This is a genomic window from Streptomyces sp. NPDC059895 (assembly GCF_042731035.1).
Classification (GTDB): Bacteria; Actinomycetota; Actinomycetes; order Streptomycetales; family Streptomycetaceae; genus Streptomyces.
Window position 1 is genome coordinate 42,916 of the sequence record NZ_JBHWKO010000002.1, and the last position, 17,270, is coordinate 60,185.

Sequence of the window (17,270 nt, forward strand, 5' to 3'; positions counted from 1 at the left end):
GAAGTGGCGAGCGATACCGGCCGAAGGTGCGAGGGGTACCGGCCGATCCCGCGCGTGCGCGGTACCTGCGTCGGCGCGGTCAGGGCGGCGCCCGCACCGGCGCCGGGCGGTGTCCGCACCGGCGCCGGGCGGTGTCCGCACCGGCCGGCGGGCCGGTACGACCGTGAACAACGGGCCGGTACGACCGTGAACAACGGGCCGCCGGCCGTTCAGCCGCGGCGCACGGCCGGCGCCCGTCCGTGCCGCGCGGCGGGCCGCCGCCCGCGCGGCGCGGACGCGGTCGACCCCCGGACCACCAGCTCGGGCATGATGACGAACTCGGTGTGCGGGGAGGGGTTCCCGGCCATTTCCTCCAGCAGCGCCTCGACGGCGATCTGCCCCATCGACTGCACCGGCTGCCGGATCGTCGTCAGCGGCGGATCGGTGAAGGCGATGAGGGGCGAGTCGTCGAACCCGATCACCGAGACGTCCCCGGGTACGGCCAGCCCGCGCTGCCGTGCGCTGCGGACGGCGCCGAGGGCCATCATGTCGCTGGCGCACACGATGGCCGTGCACCCCTGGTCGAGCAGCGCCGACGCCGCTGCCTGGCCGCCCTCCAGGGTGAACAGGGAGTGCCGGATCAGCTCGGCGGCCGCCTCGGCCGGCAGCCCCAGCTGCTCCCGTACGGCGCTGCGGAAGCCCTCGATCTTGCGCTGCACCGGCACGAACCGCTCGGGCCCGAGCGCCAGTCCGATCCGGGTGTGCCCGAGTGCCGTCAGATGGGTCACCGCCAGGGCCATGGCGAAGCGGTCGTCGGGAGAGACGAACGGCGCCCGTATGGCGGGGGAGAACCCGTTGATGAGGACGAACGGCACGTTCTCCTCGTGCAGCCGCTCGTAGCGGCCGGTGTCGGCGGTGGTGTCGGCGTGCATGCCGGAGACGAAGATGATCCCGGCCGCTCCCCGGGCCACCAGCAGGGCGGTGAGCTCGTCCTCCGTCGACCCTCCCGGGCTCTGGGCCGCCAGGACCGGGGTCCGCCCGAGGCGGGTCAGTGCCTGTCCGATGACCTGGGCCAGCGCGGGGAAGAACGGGTTGTCCAGCTCGGGGGTGACGAGCCCCACCAGCTCCGCGCGCTGCCGCAGTCGGGGCGGCCGTTCGTAGCCGAGGACGTCGAGCGCGGCGAGGACGGACGCGCGGGTGTCCGAGGCGACGCCACGCGCACCGTTGATCACACGGCTGGCCGTGGCCTTGCTGACCCCCGCCCGGGCTGCGATGTCGGCGAGTCGCGCGGTCATGGCAGTGGACTGTACCTGTTGGCCGCCGCGTTGCCCACCGCGTGCCGCGCCGCCCGCGACACGCCGGGTTCCGGTCGGCACCGGCCGCCTCCACATCTCCCGCTCGGGACTTGCAGAAAACACTTACAGAAACTGCGCGCACCCGCGCCGGACGGAAGGGTTGATTCCGGATGTCACGCCCTCTGTCGGCGGCGTCCCAGCAGGTCCCCGGGCGCCGCTGTTCGGTCAACTCCCGTTCTCTGCAAGGAAAATTGGCCGGAATCTACTTGCTGTAACTTGCCGCAAGACCTTTCGGGAACTTTTCATCCCTGTTACGTTCCTGGCTACCCGGCGCCGCGAGGCAGCGGCCAGCGGGCGGCGACCTGCGCCCCCGCCCTCTTCCGGGACCCAGTCGAAGGAGTTCACATGCGGCGTGGCATCGCGGCCACCGCGCTGATCGCAGCCGTCGCCCTGACGGCGACGGCCTGTGGTGGGGACAGCGACGACAACAGCAACGGCGGCGGCTCCGGGAAGGAGCTCTCGGGCACCGTCACCTTCTGGGACACCTCCAACGAGGCCGAGAAGGCGACCTACCAGGCGCTCGCCGAGGGCTTCGAGAAGGAACACCCCGGGGTCGACGTCAAGTACGTCAACGTGCCCTTCGGCGAGGCGAACGCCAAGTTCAAGAACGCGGCCGGCGGCAACTCCGGCGCCCCCGACGTGATGCGCACCGAGGTGGCCTGGGTCGCGGACTTCGCCAGCATCGGCTACCTCGCCCCGCTCGACGGCACCGCCGCGCTGGACAACGAGGCCGACTACCTGCCGCAGGCGGCGGCCAGCACCAAGTACGAGGACAAGACCTACGCGGTGCCCCAGGTGATCGACACCCTGGCGCTCTTCTACAACAAGCAGCTGCTCGAGGACGCCGGCGTCGAAGTGCCCACGTCCCTCACGGAGTTGAAGACCACCGCCACCAAGATCGAGAAGGAGACCGGCGCCACCGGCCTCTACCTGCGCGGCGACGACCCGTACTGGTTCCTGCCCTACCTCTACGGCGAGGGCGGTGACCTGGTCGACGAGGAGTCCAAGAAGATCACCATCGACGACGAGCCCGGCGCCAAGGCCTACGCGGCCATGAAGGACCTGGTCGACAGCAAGGCGGCCATCACGGACGCGGCCGACGGCTGGAACAACATGCAGAACGCCTTCAAGTCGGGCAAGGTCGCCATGATGGTCAACGGCCCCTGGGCCATCGAGGACGTCAAGAGCGGCCAGAAGTTCGAGGACCCGGCCAACCTCGGCGTCGCCCCCGTCCCGGCCGGCAGCGTCAAGGCCGGCTCCCCGCAGGGCGGCTGGAACCTGTCGGTCTACGCCGGTTCCAAGAACCTGGACGCCTCCTACGCCTTCGTGAAGTACATGAGCTCGGCCGAGGTCCAGCAGCAGACCACCGAGAAGCTCAGCCTGCTGCCCACCCGCGCCTCCGTGTACGAGGTCCCGTCCGTCGCGGACAACGAGATGGTCAAGTTCTTCAAGCCGGCCGTCGACAAGGCGGTCGAGCGCCCCTGGATCGCCCAGGGCAACGCCCTGTTCGAGTCGATCCGCGTGCAGATGGCGAACGTCCTGGCGGGCAAGACCAGTCCGCAGCAGGCCGCCAAGGAGAACGGCGAGGCCTACCGCAAGCTCCTCAAGGACTACCAGTAGGCCCCGGGAAGGCTGACCCACCCATGGCTGTCGACACCACCCGGTCGACGGTGGAGACCACGGGAGCTCCGGCTCCCCGTGGTCGCCGCCGCAGCACCGACAAGCACCCGGGCCGGCTGCGCCGCGCCCTCGCCACCCACTGGTACGCCTGGAGCATGGTCGCCCCCGTGGTGATCGTGATCGGGCTGATCATCGGCTACCCCCTCGCCCGGGGCCTCTACCTCTCCTTCACCGACGCCAACGAGGCCAACGTCGAGCGCACCATCGGCGTCAACCACATCCCGGCCACGTACGAGCACGTCGGACTCGACAACTACACGTCGATCCTCGCCGACGACGTCTTCTGGGACCGGCTCACCTGGACGATCGTGTGGACGGTCACCTGTGTGGCGCTCTCCTTCGTGCTGGGCCTGGTCCTGGCCGTCATGCTCAACCGCAGACTCGCCGGCCGCGGCGTCTACCGCACCGCGCTCATCCTGCCCTGGGCCGTCCCGGCGTTCGTGTCCGTCTTCACCTGGCGGCTGCTGTTCAACGAACGCAGCGGACTGTTCAACACGCTGCTCACCGGCGCCGGCTTCGAGCAGATCTCCTGGCTCAACGACCCGACCTGGGCGAAGATCTCCGTCATCGCCGTCAACGTCTGGCTCGGCGTCCCGTTCATGCTCATCGCCCTCCTCGGCGGACTCCAGGCGATCCCCGGCGACCTGTACGAGGCGGCCGAGATGGACGGGGCCGGCCCCTGGCAGCGGTTCCGGCACATCACCCTGCCCGGGCTGCGCTCGGTCTCCAGCACGGTCGTCCTGCTCAGCGCCATCTGGACGTTCAACATGTTCCCGGTGATCTTCCTGCTGACCCGGGGCGGCCCGGGCGACGCCACGGAGATCCTCGTGACCTACGCCTACCGGCTGTCCTTCGTCATCAGCCCGCGCGACTACGCCGGATCCGCCGCCTGGGGCGTGCTGATCCTGCTCCTCCTCGCCCTCTTCGCGGCGGGCTACCGCCGCGCGCTCCGCAAGCAGGGAGACGTCTGGTGACCGACACGACCCCGTCCGCACCCGCCGGCCCCGTACCCGCCACCGCCCCGCGGCGCGGGGGCCGCGGGCGCGCCGAACGCTCCCTGATCGCCTCGGTGGGACTGCACGCGGGGCTGCTGGTGGCCGCCGTCGTCGCGGTGTTCCCGCCGCTGTGGCTGGTGGTGACCTCGTTCAAGCCGAAGTCCGACGCTTTCGACACCTCGCTGGTCAAGGACTTCACGCTGGGCAACTACCGCCACGTCGTGCAGGACACCGACTTCCTCGCCTGGCTGCAGAACTCCCTGCTCGTCGTCGGCCTGACCACCCTGGTAGGCGTCTTCATCTCCGCCACCACCGGCTACGCGGTCAGCCGCTTCCGGTTCCCCGGCATGCGCCCGCTGATGTGGATGCTGCTGCTCACCCAGATGTTCCCGGTCGCGGTCCTGATCGTCCCGCTGTACAACCTGCTGGCCGGCCTGGGGCTGCTCAACCAGCCGCTGGGCCTGGTCGTCACCTACCTCACCGTCGCGGTGCCGTTCTGCGCCTGGATGATGAAGGGCTACTTCGACGGCATCCCGGTGGAGATCGACGAGGCCGGCCGGGTCGACGGGCTCACCCCGTTCGGCACGTTCTGGCGGCTGGTGCTGCCGCTGGCCAAGCCGGGCCTGGCGGTCACCGCGTTCTACACCTTCATCACCGGCTGGGCCGAAGTGGCCTACGCCTCCGCGTTCATGACCGGCGAGGAGAACCTCACGCTCGCCGGCGGTCTGCAGACCTTCGTCAACCAGTACACGAGCGACTGGGGATCCCTGACCGCCGCCGCCGTGATCATCGCGGTGCCCGCCGCGATCGTCTTCGGCCTCGTCCAGCGGCACCTCGTCTCGGGGCTCACCGCGGGCGCCACCAAGTCCTGACCGTCCTCTCGCAGGAAGAGAAGACATGACCCAGTACCTGACCGAACCCGTCCCCGGCGTCGAAGGCGCCGGCGGCCCCGACCGCCCCGAGTGGTGGCGCGACGCCGTCATCTACCAGGTCTACCCGCGCAGTTTCGCCGACAGCAACGGCGACGGCGAGGGCGACCTGGAGGGGGTGCGGACCCGGTTGCCGTACCTGAGGGAACTCGGCGTCGACGCCGTCTGGCTCAGCCCCTTCTACGTCTCCCCCCAGGCCGACGGCGGCTACGACGTCGCCGACTACCGGGCCGTCGACCCCATGTTCGGCACCCTGCTCGACGCCGACGCCGTGATCCGCGACGCCCACGCCCTGGGCCTGCGTGTCATCATCGACGTGGTCCCCAACCACTGCTCCGACCAGCACGACTGGTTCCGCCGGGCGCTGCGGGAGGGCCCCGGCTCCCCGCTGAGGGACCGGTTCCACTTCCGCCCCGGACGCGGCACCGACGGCGGCGAGCCGCCCAACGACTGGGAGTCCGTCTTCGGCGGACCCGCCTGGACCCGGACCACGAACCCGGACGGCACACCGGGGGAGTGGTACCTGCACCTGTTCGCCCCCGAGCAGCCCGACTTCAACTGGGACAGCCCGGCCGTCCGGGACGAGTTCCGCTCCGTGCTGCGGTTCTGGCTGGACATGGGCGTCGACGGCTTCCGCATCGACGTCGCCCACGGCCTGGTGAAGGCCGCCGGGCTGCCCGACCTCGGCCACCGCGAGCAGCTGAAACTGCTGGGCAACCAGGCCCTGCCGTTCTTCGACCAGGACGGCGTGCACGAGATCTACCGCTCCTGGCGCGAGATCCTCGACGAGTACCCGGACCAGCGCATCGGCGTCGCCGAGGCCTGGACACCCAGCGCCGAGCGCACCGCGTTCTACCTGCGCGCCGACGAACTGCACCAGGCCTTCAACTTCCACTACCTGGGCACCGGCTGGGACGCCGCCGCGCTGCGGCTCACCATCGACGAGTCCCTCGACGCGATGCGCCCCATCGGGGCGCCGAGCACCTGGGTCCTGTCCAACCACGACGTCGTACGGCACGCCACCCGCCTCGCCGACGGAGATCCCGGGCGCGGGCTGCGCCGGGCCCGCGCGGCCACCCTGCTGATGCTGGCGCTGCCCGGCTCCGCCTACGTCTACCAGGGCGAGGAACTCGGCCTGCCCGAGGTGACCGACCTGCCCGACGAGGTGCGCCAGGACCCGTCGTTCTTCCGGGACAACGGCCAGGACGGGCTGCGCGACGGCTGCCGGGTGCCCATCCCCTGGTCGGGGAGCGAGCCGCCGTACGGCTTCGGGCCCGCCGGCGGACCGGCCTGGCTGCCCCAGCCGGCGAGCTGGGCGGAGCTGTCCGTCGAGGCGCAGTCCGGCGACCCCGACTCCACCCTGGAGCTGTACCGCAGCGCGCTGGCGCTGCGCCGGGACCATGCCGCGCTGGGCGCCGGCGACCGGGTGGAGTGGCTGGACGCGCCCGAGGGCGTCCTCGTCTTCCGCCGCGCCTCGCGCCGGCCCGGGGGCGAGCCGTTCCAGTCCGACCTGGTCTGCACCGTGAACACCACGGACGCGCCCGTCCGGCTGCCGTCGCCGGGCCGGATCCTGCTGAGCAGCGATGCCTCCGTGGACGCCGCCGACGAGGTCGAGCTGCCGGCGGACTGCACTGTCTGGTGGGCTGTGGTGTGACGCTCTCCCTGCCGCGGGGCGTCGACCGAGGCGTCCCGCGGCTCCTGGACATCGCCTCCCAGGCACAGGTCAGCGAGGCCACCGTTAGCCGGGTGCTCAACGGCAAGCCGGGGGTGGCGGCCGGCACCCGGCGCCGGGTGCTGGCCGCCCTCGACGTCCTCGGCTACGAGCGGCCCATGCGGCTCAGCCAGCGCAGCGCGGGCCTGGTCGGCCTCGTCATCCCGGAGCTCACCAACCCCATCTTCCCGGCCTTCGCACAGGTCATCGAGCAGGTGCTTGCCGGGCACGGGTACACGCCCGTGCTGTGCACCCAGATGCCCGGCGGAGCCACCGAGGACGAGCTGGTGGAGCAATTGCTGGAGCGGGACGTCACCGGCATCGTCTTCCTGTCCGGGCTGCACGCCGACCTCACCTCCGACCCGACCCGGTACCACAAGCTCGCCAGCCGCGGCATGCCGTTCGTGCTGGTCAACGGCTTCAACGAGCAGATCAGGGCGTCGTGCGTCTCCTCGGACGACCGGTCGGCCATCCGGATGGCCGTGCGGCACCTCACCGACCTGGGGCACGAGCGGGTGGGGCTCGCCATCGGCCCCACCCGGTTCGTGCCGTCGTGGCGCAAGGCAGAGGCGTTCGCGGTGGCGCTGCGCAGCGAGCTGGGCGTGCCCCGCGAGGCGATCGGACGGAACATCAGACGGACCCTGTTCACCGTGGAGGGCGGCCACGCGGCGGGTGGCGCGCTGCTGGACCAGGGGTGCACCGGCATCGTCTGCGGCAGCGATCTCATGGCGCTGGGGGTGATCCGCGCGGCGCGCGAGCGCGGGCGGGACGTGCCCGGTGACGTCTCGGTGATCGGGTTCGACGACTCGCCCCTCATCGCCTTCACCGATCCGCCGCTGACCACGGTGCGCCAGCCCGTCCAGGCCATGGCGACGGCCGCGGTGGACGCGCTGCTGGAGGAGGTCGACGGGAACCCCGTGCAGCGGACCGAGTTCGTGTTCCAGCCGGAGCTGGTGGTGCGGGGCTCGACCGCGCGGTGGAACGCGTGAGCCGGCCGTGCGGGAGAGGCCCCGCGGCCGGCCCTGGTCGGGGCAGCGGGGCGGCAGTAGGCCGCGGGGCCTCGGTCGTGCAACCGGTCCGGCGGGCCGGGCGCGTGAGGGCGTCGGACGTACGTCCCGTCCCTCCGGCGCACCGGACCGGAAGTGCGTTTGAACGTAACACCGCTGCAACGGTTGCGAAAGAGTTTTCAGCCAGTCAACCACCGAGCGTTCGCCTGACCTTGGGCTTCTTCAACAAGATGAACGAGCTCTTGCGCCACCTGTTGACCAACGGTGGTCGGACTCGTACGGTCACGACCGCAAGAAGTTCTGCCGTGTTTCAGCAAAAACCGTCAACAGGCCCCCAGGCACGGCGCGTTGCTGCGTGAGGCCTCTCATCCGCATCCCCCACGTGCGTGGATCAGGAGGAACCATGGCCAGAAGAACCGTGGCCGCTGCACTCGCCTTCGTCGCGGGAGCCGCTGTGGCCGTCACGGTGCCGGGTACCGCCCAGGCGGCGCCTCCCGGCGACAAGGACGTCACGGCCGTGATGTTCGAATGGAAGTTCAGCTCGGTCGCCCAGGCGTGCACGGACTCCCTCGGGCCCGCCGGCTACGGGTACGTCCAGGTGTCACCGCCGCAGGAGCGGATCCAGGGCACCCCGTGGTGGACCGCGTACCAGCCCGTCAGCTACAAGATCGACACCAGGCTGGGCGACCGGACCGCCTTCGCGTCCATGGTGAGCACCTGCCACGCCGCCGGCGTCAAGGTTGTCGTGGACACGGTAATCAACCACATGGCGAACAGCTCCGGAACGGGCTCCGGAGGCTCCACGTTCAGCAAGTACGACTACCCGGGCACCTACTCCGCGGCCGACCTGGACGACTGCACGGCCTCGATCAGCAACTACGCGGACGCCTGGAACGTCCAGCACTGCGAGCTGGGCGGACTGCCCGACCTCGACACCGGCGAGGAGTACGTCCGCTCGAAGATCGCCGGCTATATGAACGACCTGCTCTCGCTCGGCGTCGACGGCTTCCGCATCGACGCGGCCAAGCACATCGCCCCGGCGGACCTGAGCAACATCAAGAGCCGGCTCACCAACTCCAGCGTCTACTGGAAGCAGGAGACCATCGGCGCCTCCGGTGAGGCCGTGCAGCCCAGCCAGTACACGGGCACCGGGGACGTCCAGGAGTTCACCTACGGCCGCGACCTCAAGCGAATCTTCAGCAGCGAGAAGCTGTCGTACCTGAAGAACTTCGGCGAGGCCTGGGGCTACCTGCCCAGCGCCACCTCCTCCGTGTTCGTCACCAACCACGACACCGAGCGCACCGGCGCCACCCTCACCTACAAGGACGGCGCCAACTTCACCCTGGCGAACGTCTTCATGCTGGCCTGGCCCTACGGCTCCCCGGACGTCCACTCGGGCTACGAGTTCTCCGACCACGACGCCGGCCCGCCCAACAGCGGCCAGGTGAACGCCTGTTACACCGAGGGGTGGAAGTGCCAGCACGCCTGGCGCGAGATCGCGAGCATGATCGGCTGGCGCAACACCGCCGGCGACGCCGCGGTCACCAACTGGTGGGACAACGGCAACAACGCCATCGCCTTCGGCCGCGGCAGCAGTGCCTACGTGGTGATCAACCACGAGTCGTCCTCGCTGACCAGCACCTTCCAGACCTCGCTGCCCGCGGGCACCTACTGCGACGTCCAGAGCAACCAGCCCGTCACCGTGAACAGCTCCGGCCAGTTCACCGCCACGCTCGGCTCCAACACCGCGCTCGCCCTGCACACGGGGGCGACCTCGTGCGGCGACGACACGAGCGAGGAGCCGGCCGTCAGCACCGGCGCGTCGTTCAACGTCAACGCCACCACGGTCTACGGCGAGAACATCTACGTCACCGGCAACCAGAGCGCGCTCGGCAGCTGGAACACCGCCAACGCCCTCAAGCTCGACCCGACGAGCTACCCCGTGTGGAAGCTCGACGTCGAACTGACCGCCGGAACCTCCTTCGAGTACAAGTACATCCGCAAGGACGCCTCCGGCAACGTCACCTGGGAGAGCGGCAGCAACCGCACCGCCACCGTCCCCTCCAGCGGCAAGATCACGTTGAGTGACACCTGGCGCAGCTGAGCCGGTCCCCCCTCACGGTCCTGCCCCCACGACCGCCCGGTGCGCCGCCCTCACGGCGGCGCACCGGGCGACCACAGCACCACCCACGCCGCCCGCGACCCGCGGGCGGCGCCCTACGTGCGACCGTTGAGGAGCAATACCCCGTGATCGTGTCCCCGCCCCGGCGCAGGACCGCCAGATTACTGGCCCTGGCCCTGATCGCCCCGGCGCTGACGTCCCTGCCGCCCGCCGCGCCCCCGGCCGCCGCCGCGGCCGTCGCCGACCCCCCGTCCGACGCGGTGCTGGCCCGCACCCCGGCCCGCCCGGCCTCCTCCCGCGAGCAGTTCTACCTGCTCCTGCCGGACCGTTTCGCCAACGGGTCGAGCGCCAACGACGAGGGCGGCCTGACCGGCGACCGCACCCGGACCGGCTACGACCCCACCGACAAGTACTACTTCCAGGGCGGCGACCTGAAGGGGGTGATCGACCGGCTGGACTACATCAAGGGACTGGGCACCACCGCCATCTGGATGGCGCCGGTGTTCAAGAACAAACCCGTCCAGACCATCAACGGCCACCAGTCCGCCAGCTACCACGGATACGCGATCACCGACTTCACCCAGGTCGACCCGCACTTCGGCACCAACGCCGACCTGGCGCGGCTCGTCGACAAGGCGCACGCCAAGGGGATGAAGGTCTTCTTCGACGTCATCACCAACCACACCGCCGACACCGTCGACTACGCCGAGAAGGAGTACGGCTACCGCTCCAAGGGCGCCTACCCCTACCTCGACACCGAGGGACGCCCCTTCGACGACAGCACCGGCATGGGCGAGGTCGACGCGGACAGCTTCCCCTACACGCCGCGGCCGCGCACCGGTGAGCACGACCGGATGGTGCCCGACTGGCTCAACGACCCCGCCATGTACCACAACCGCGGCGACTCGACCTTCGCCGGCGAGAGCGCCCTGTACGGCGACTTCATGGGCAACGACGACCTGTGGACCGAGCGCCCCGAGGTGGTCGAGGGCATGGCGCGGATCTACGAGACGTGGGTGAAGGACTTCGGCGTGGACGGTTTCCGCGTCGACACCGCCAAGAACGTGAACATGGAGTTCTGGACCCAGTGGGCCACGGCGCTCGACGCGTACGCGGCCCGGCAGGGACGACCCGACTTCTTCGTGTTCGCCGAGGCGTTCTCGGCCGACCCGGTGGTGATGGCGCCGTACCTGGTACAGGGCCGGCTCGACGGCACCCTCGACTTCCCCCTCCAGGCCGCCTTCCGCAACTACGCCTCCCGGGGCGGCCCGGCGACCGACCTCTCCCACGTCCTGGCACAGGACTACCGGTACACCACCGACAAGGCCAACGCCTACGGTGAGGTGACCTTCCTCGGCAGCCACGACATGGGCCGCATCGGGACCTTCATCGCCCAGGACAACCCGGACGCGAGCGACGCGGAACTGCTGAAGCGGTCCACGTTCGCGCACGAGCTGCTGTTCCTGTCCCGGGGCAACCCGGTGATCTACGCCGGTGACGAGCAGGGCTTCACCGGCGCCGGCGGTGATGTCGACGGCCGCCAGACGATGTTCGCCTCGCAGGTCGCCGACTACCTGGACGACGACCAGATCGGCACGGACCGCACGCACGCTTCCGACGCCTACGACCAGCGGCACCCGCTCTACCGTTCCATCGCCTCGCTGTCGCAGCTGACGAAGGAGCACCCGGCGCTCAGGGACGGTGTGCAGACGGAGCGGTACGCGGACAGCGGACAGGGCGTGTACGCCTTCTCGCGGACCGACGCGGAGGAGCGGATCGAGTACGTCGTGGCCGTGAACAACTCGGCCGAGCCGCGGACGGTGGAGCTGGAGACCGGCTCGGCGCGGACGGCGTTCACGGGCATCTACGGGACGTCGGCGAAGGTGAAGAGCGACGCCGGCCGGCGGATCACCGTGACGGTTCCGGGCCTGTCGGCCGTGGTGCTGAAGGCCGGGCAGCGGCTGAAGGCCCCGGCGGTGGCGCCCGAGGTGACGCTGACGGCTCCGGCGGCGGGTGCCACGGGTGATGTGGAGATCTCCGCCGAGGTGTCGGGCGGTGGTCTGAACCGGGTGGTGTTCGCCGCGCAGGTCGGTGACGGTGCCTGGCAGACCCTGGGTTCGGCCGACCACGTGCCGTACCGGATCACTCAGCACCTGCCCGACACGGTGACGGCGGGAACGGCCCTGCGGTACAAGGCCGTCGTCGTCGACAGCCGCGGTCGCACCGCGAGCGACCTCGCCACCACCAGCGCCGGACAGGCCCCCGTCCCCGGGAAGCCGACCGTGCGGCGTACCTACGGTGTCGTCCACTACCAGCGGGCCGACGGCGACTACGACGGGCTGCGACTGACGACCGCGGACGGCACGACGGCGGACTTCGCCGGCCGCGACTCCTACGGCGCCTTCGCCTGGATCCCGCCCGGCACCGGACCCGTCCGCTTCACCGTGGAGAAGAACGGCACCGCCGACGGACCCGAACGCACCGTCGACTTCTCCGTGGCCGCCGAGGTGTGGACACAGCAGGGCAGCGACACGGTCCGCACCGACCGGCCCCAGGACGCCGATCCGCCCCAGGACACCACGAAGGCCGTCATCCACTACCACCGGCCCGACGGCGACTACGACGGCTGGGGCCTGCACACCTGGACCGGTTCGGCGGATCCGCCGGAGTGGAACGACCCCCTCCAGCCGGTGCGCCACGACGCCTTCGGCCTCGTCTTCGAGGTCCCGCTGACGGACGGGGCCGCCTCGCTCAGCTACATCCTCCACAAGAAGGAGGAGAAGGACATCGCCGCCGACGAGGCCCTCGACTTCTCCCTGTACGGGCACGAGGTGTGGCGCGTCGCCGGTGACCCCGTCTATCTGGCGCCCTCCCTCAGCGGGGCCTACGGCCTCGACCTCGGCGAGTCGGCCGCCACCTGGATCGGCGACGACACCGTCGTGTGGGAGGGCGAGGGCACGGGTGTCGCCAGCCAGCAGCTGGTCTACGCGCCCGAGGGCGGCCTCACGCTCGTCGACGGCGCCCTCTCCGACGAGGGCCGATGGCTGCGCCTGGTGCCGGGCGAGCTGACACAGGAGCAGAAGGAGGCGTATCCGCAGTTCGCCGACGCCTCCGTGTTCCACGTGGACCCGCGCGACCGCGACCGGGTCGCCCAGGCGCTCGACGGCGGGCTGATCGCCACCCAGCGCGCGGACAGCGGCGCCCTGCTCGGCGCCACCACCGTCCGCATCGCGGACAACTGACCGGAAGGACCCAGCACGGTGACTGGTTCGCACCAAGACCCCACCCACCGGCACGACGCCGGAGCACCGAAGGACCCGACGCGCCGAAGAGCCGTCCCCGGCCCGCCGCCGGAGAACCGCGACACCCGCGATACCCGCGATACCCGCGATACCCGCGATACCCGCGATACCCGCGATACCCGCAGCACCCGTGGCGGCGCGGACGGTCCCGGCGCCCCGGCGCGGCGTGCCGCCCGCCGCACCGCCGTGGCGACCGCCGCGGCCGTCGCCGCCGCGGTGCTGGCCGGTTCGCTGCACGCCGCCACTCCGGCGTCGGCGGGCTCCCGGCCGCAGGCCCCGCCGTCGGACGCCCGGCTGGCCGCCGAGCCGGCCCGGCACGACCTCACCCGGGAACAGGCCTACTTCCTCCTTCCGGACCGTTTCGCCAACGGGTCGAGCGCCAACGACGAGGGCGGCCTGACCGGCGACCGCACCCAGACCGGCTACGACCCCACCGACAAGGGCTTCTACCAGGGCGGCGACCTGAAGGGGGTGATCGACCGGCTGGACTACATCAAGGGGCTCGGCACCACCGCCATCTGGCTGGCGCCCATCTTCAAGAACAAGCCGGTGCAGGGCGGCGGCGAGTCCGCCGGCTACCACGGGTACTGGATCACCGACTTCACCCAGGTCGACCCGCACTTCGGCACCAACGCCGACCTGGCGCGGCTCATCGACAAGGCGCACGCCAAGGGGATGAAGGTCTTCTTCGACGTCATCACCAACCACACCGCCGACACCGTCACCTACGCCGAGAAGGAGCTCGGCTACCGCGCCAAGGGCGCCTACCCCTACCTCGACACCGAGGGACGCCCCTTCGACGACACCCAGGAGGTGCGTGAGGTCGACGCGGACAGCTTCCCCTACACGCCCGTCACCATGGAGGGCGAGGAGGGGACGAAGGTCCCGGCGTGGCTGAACGACCCCACGATGTACCACAACCGCGGCGACTCCACGTTCGTCGGCGAGAGCGGCCTGTACGGCGACCACACCGGCCTCGACGACCTGTGGACCGAGCGTCCCGAAGTGGTCGAGGGCATGGAGCGGATCTACCAGAAGTGGGTCAAGGACTTCGACGTGGACGGCTTCCGCGTCGACACGGTCCGCAACGTCGACATGGAGTTCTGGACCCAGTGGGCCACGGCCATCGACGCGTACGCCGCGAAGAGGGGCCGCGAGGACTTCTTCGTCTTCGGGGAGACGCTCTCCTCCGACCCGGCCGTCACCGCGCCCTACGTCACCCAGGGCCGCCTCGACGCCACGCTCGACTTCCCGCTGCAGAACGCCATCCGCGGCTACGCCTCGCAGGACAAGCCGGCCGGCACGCTCTCCGACGTCTTCGCACAGGACTACCGGTACACCACCGACAAGGCCAACGCCTATGAGCAGGTGACCTTCCTCGGCAACCACGACATGGGCCGCATCGGCTCCTTCATCGCCCAGGACAACCCGGACGCGAGCGACGCGGAACTGCTGAAGCGGTCCACCTTCGCGCACGAGCTGCTCTTCCTGTCCCGGGGCAACCCGGTGATCTACGCGGGAGACGAGCAGGGCTTCACCGGCCCCGGCGGCGACAAGGGAGCACGCCAGACGCTGTTCGCCTCGCAGGTCGCCGACTACCTGGACGACGACCTGATCGGCACGGACCGCACGCACGCCTCGGACGCCTACGACCAGCGGCACCCCCTGTACCGTTCCATCGCCTCGCTGTCGCAGCTGACGAAGGAGCACCCGGCGCTCAGGGACGGTGTGCAGACGGAGCGGTACGCGGACAGCGGACAGGGCGTGTACGCCTTCTCGCGGACCGACGCGGAGGAGCGGATCGAGTACGTCGTGGCCGTGAACAACTCGGCCGAGCCGCGGACGGTGGAGCTGGAGACCGGCTCGGCGCGGACGGCGTTCACGGGGCTGTACGGCACGTCGGCGAAGGTGAAGAGCGACGCCGGCCGGCGGATCACCGTGACGGTTCCGGGCCTGTCGGCCGTGGTGCTGAAGGCCGGGCAGCGGCTGAAGGCCCCGGCGGTGGCGCCCGAGGTGACGCTGACGGCTCCGGCGGCGGGTGCCACGGGTGATGTGGAGATCTCCGCCGAGGTGTCGGGCGGTGGTCTGAACCGGGTGGTGTTCGCCGCGCAGGTCGGTGACGGTGCCTGGCAGACCCTGGGTTCGGCCGACCACGCGCCCTACCGGATCACCCAGCACCTGCCCGACACGGTGACGGCGGGAACGGCCCTGCGGTACAAGGCCGTCGTCGTCGACAGCCGCGGTCGCACCGCGAGCGACCTCGCCACCACCAGCGCCGGACAACCGCCCGAGCCGGCCCGCCCGAGCGCGGTCGACCGCGACTACGCCGTGGTCCACTACCGCAGGACGGACGGTGACTACGACGGCTGGCAGCTGAAGTCCGGTACGGCCACGGCGGACTTCGTCGGCCGCGACGCCTATGGCGCCTTCGCCTGGGTCAAGCTCGCCGAGGACGCCGCCGAGGTGACGTACACGGTGGAGAAGGACGGCGTGGCCGACGGCCCCGAGCGCACCGTCGCGCTGGCCAACACCGGCGCCGTCTGGATCGAACAGGGCCAGGACGGCCAGGCGGAGACCGCGCCCGACGGCGCCTACCCGCCGCAGGACGCGAAGACCGCCGTCATCCACTACCACCGGAGCGCCGGTGACTACGACGGCTGGGGCCTGCACGCCTGGACCGGCGCCGCCACTCCCACCGACTGGACCAAGCCGCTGCTTCCGGTCGCCGAGGACGCCTTCGGCGTGACCTTCGAAGTGCCCCTGGCGGACAACGCGACCTCGCTCAGCTACATCATCCACAAGGGCGACGAGAAGGACATCGCGAGCGACCGCTCCCTGGACTTCGCCACCTACGGCAAGGAGGCCTGGCTCGTCAGCGGCGACACCGGCTATCTGCTGCCCACCGTGGGCGCCGCTCCCGACCTGGACCTCGGCACGTCCGAGGCGCACTGGATCGGCACGGACACGCTGGTGTGGAACGTGAAGGCCACCGGCTCGACGACCCAGCAGCTCGTCTACGACGGCGAGGGCACGCTCGCCATCGAGGACGGGGCCCTCTCCCACGAGGGCCAGTGGCTGCGCCTGAGGCCGACGGAGCTCACCGCCGCAGAGAAGGCCGCCCACCCGCAGTTGAGCGACCTGCCGGCCTTCACCGTCGACCCGCGCGACCGCGACCGGGTGGCGGAGGCGCTGCGCGGCCAGGTCGTCGCCACCCAGCGGGCCGCCAACGGCGCACTGCTCGCGGCGACCGGTGTGGAGGTGCGGTTCTGAAGCGGCCCCTCTGAGAGGGCCTGAACCGGGGCGCCGGTCCCGTCCGTCGACTGCTCGACGGACGGGACCGGCGCCGCCCGTTTTCCGGCCGCCCGCGCGGCACGCGTCGTCGCCTTGCGTGCCGGGCGGGCGACGGCTTCTTCCGGCCGATTCGGGCGGTCCGCGCGGGGCGGGGCGCTCCGGCGCCGGCAACCGTGCCCTGCCCTGCCGTGATGCCCCGGAGCGGCGCGGGACCCTCCCGGGGCGTCCCACGCGCCGCCCGTTCACCCGTGTACGGAAGCGGAGCCGTCGACCCCGGCACCTGCGGGTATCCCCGGGCACTGAGTACAGAAGTAATTGAAAGACGTTACTGAAAGTTGCGAAAGCTGGCCCAAAGTGGATCGGGGTGCTCGTGAACGCCCATAGAGTCGAGTCGTCGGTTTCACGAGTTGAAGGGAAGGACCCCAGTGCGACGGGTTACGCGTTCAACCATCGTGGTCGCGGCAGCGGCGCTGTCGGTGCTGACGGGAGGCTCGGCAGCACACGCGGTGTCGCCCGCGACGGCGGAGACGTACGACAGCGCCCCCTCCTGCCTGGAGGTCAGCGCGGACTGGCGCTACACGTTCGTCAGCAACACCTGCTCCGGCACCTACACCCTGACCATCTCCTACAGCGACGGCCGGGACGTACCGTGCCGCGTCGCGAACCCGGGCGACTACATCACCTTCCCCGGCTACGGCACCGACGGCGCCGACGTGCTCGGCGCCGTCCTGTGCGCCACCACCGAGGACGGCTGACCGCCAGCGACGACGGCCCCGGGCGGGGCGGCACCTGTCGGGCCGCCGCCCCGCCCTCCCGGCGTAGGACTGGTCGTGTCACGCCGCTCCGGCGTCCTCGCGGGCGCGCGGGGCGTCGGCCGCCGCGCCGAGAGCGGCCGGGGC

The 17,270-nt window shown here is 70.9% G+C and carries 8 protein-coding genes and 2 pseudogenes; 9 read left to right on the plus strand and 1 reads right to left on the minus strand.

Annotated features, from left to right (window positions below; all coding sequences use genetic code 11):
• Positions 1-209: 209 nt before the first annotated feature.
• A complete protein-coding gene (locus ACFV9M_RS02410) occupies positions 210-1,274 on the minus strand; it encodes a LacI family DNA-binding transcriptional regulator (protein ID WP_385076033.1) in 1,065 nt (354 codons plus the stop codon).
• Between the two features lie 405 nt (positions 1,275-1,679).
• Between ACFV9M_RS02410 and ACFV9M_RS02415 the strand changes: the two genes are divergently transcribed.
• The 9 genes and pseudogenes from ACFV9M_RS02415 to ACFV9M_RS02455 all read left to right on the plus strand — a co-directional run bounded on the left by ACFV9M_RS02415 (position 1,680) and on the right by ACFV9M_RS02455 (position 17,126).
• The gene (locus tag ACFV9M_RS02415; RefSeq protein WP_385076031.1) at positions 1,680-2,954 is read left to right on the plus strand and encodes an extracellular solute-binding protein; all 1,275 of its coding nucleotides are present in this window, start codon (positions 1,680-1,682) and stop codon (positions 2,952-2,954) included.
• Positions 2,955-2,977: 23 nt separating this feature from the next.
• Positions 2,978-3,988: a carbohydrate ABC transporter permease gene (locus tag ACFV9M_RS02420; RefSeq protein ID WP_385076028.1), complete on the plus strand. Its 1,011-nt coding sequence runs from the start codon at positions 2,978-2,980 to the stop codon at positions 3,986-3,988.
• Positions 3,982-4,881 (plus strand): sugar ABC transporter permease, encoded by a 900-nt coding sequence (locus ACFV9M_RS02425; protein ID WP_385076085.1) that lies wholly within the window; start codon positions 3,982-3,984, stop codon positions 4,879-4,881. The genes ACFV9M_RS02420 and ACFV9M_RS02425 overlap by 7 nt, the downstream gene beginning before the upstream one ends.
• 25 nt (positions 4,882-4,906) lie before the next feature.
• The gene (locus tag ACFV9M_RS02430) at positions 4,907-6,592 is read left to right on the plus strand and encodes a glycoside hydrolase family 13 protein (RefSeq protein ID WP_385076025.1); all 1,686 of its coding nucleotides are present in this window, start codon (positions 4,907-4,909) and stop codon (positions 6,590-6,592) included.
• A complete protein-coding gene (locus tag ACFV9M_RS02435; protein ID WP_385076022.1) occupies positions 6,589-7,638 on the plus strand; it encodes a LacI family DNA-binding transcriptional regulator in 1,050 nt (349 codons plus the stop codon). Before ACFV9M_RS02430 ends, ACFV9M_RS02435 begins: the two co-directional genes overlap by 4 nt.
• Before the next feature lie 421 nt (positions 7,639-8,059).
• Positions 8,060-9,760 (plus strand): carbohydrate-binding module family 20 domain-containing protein, encoded by a 1,701-nt coding sequence (locus tag ACFV9M_RS02440; RefSeq protein ID WP_385076019.1) that lies wholly within the window; start codon positions 8,060-8,062, stop codon positions 9,758-9,760.
• A 146-nt stretch (positions 9,761-9,906) separates the two neighbouring features.
• A pseudogene (locus ACFV9M_RS02445) lies at positions 9,907-13,011 on the plus strand (alpha-amylase family glycosyl hydrolase); the annotation flags it as partial.
• Between the two features lie 255 nt (positions 13,012-13,266).
• A pseudogene (locus ACFV9M_RS02450) lies at positions 13,267-16,338 on the plus strand (alpha-amylase family glycosyl hydrolase); the annotation flags it as partial.
• Positions 16,339-16,823: 485 nt separating this feature from the next.
• Entirely contained in the window at positions 16,824-17,126 is a 303-nt protein-coding gene (locus ACFV9M_RS02455) for an alpha-amylase (RefSeq protein ID WP_385064786.1), read from the plus strand.
• Positions 17,127-17,270: the final 144 nt, after the last annotated feature.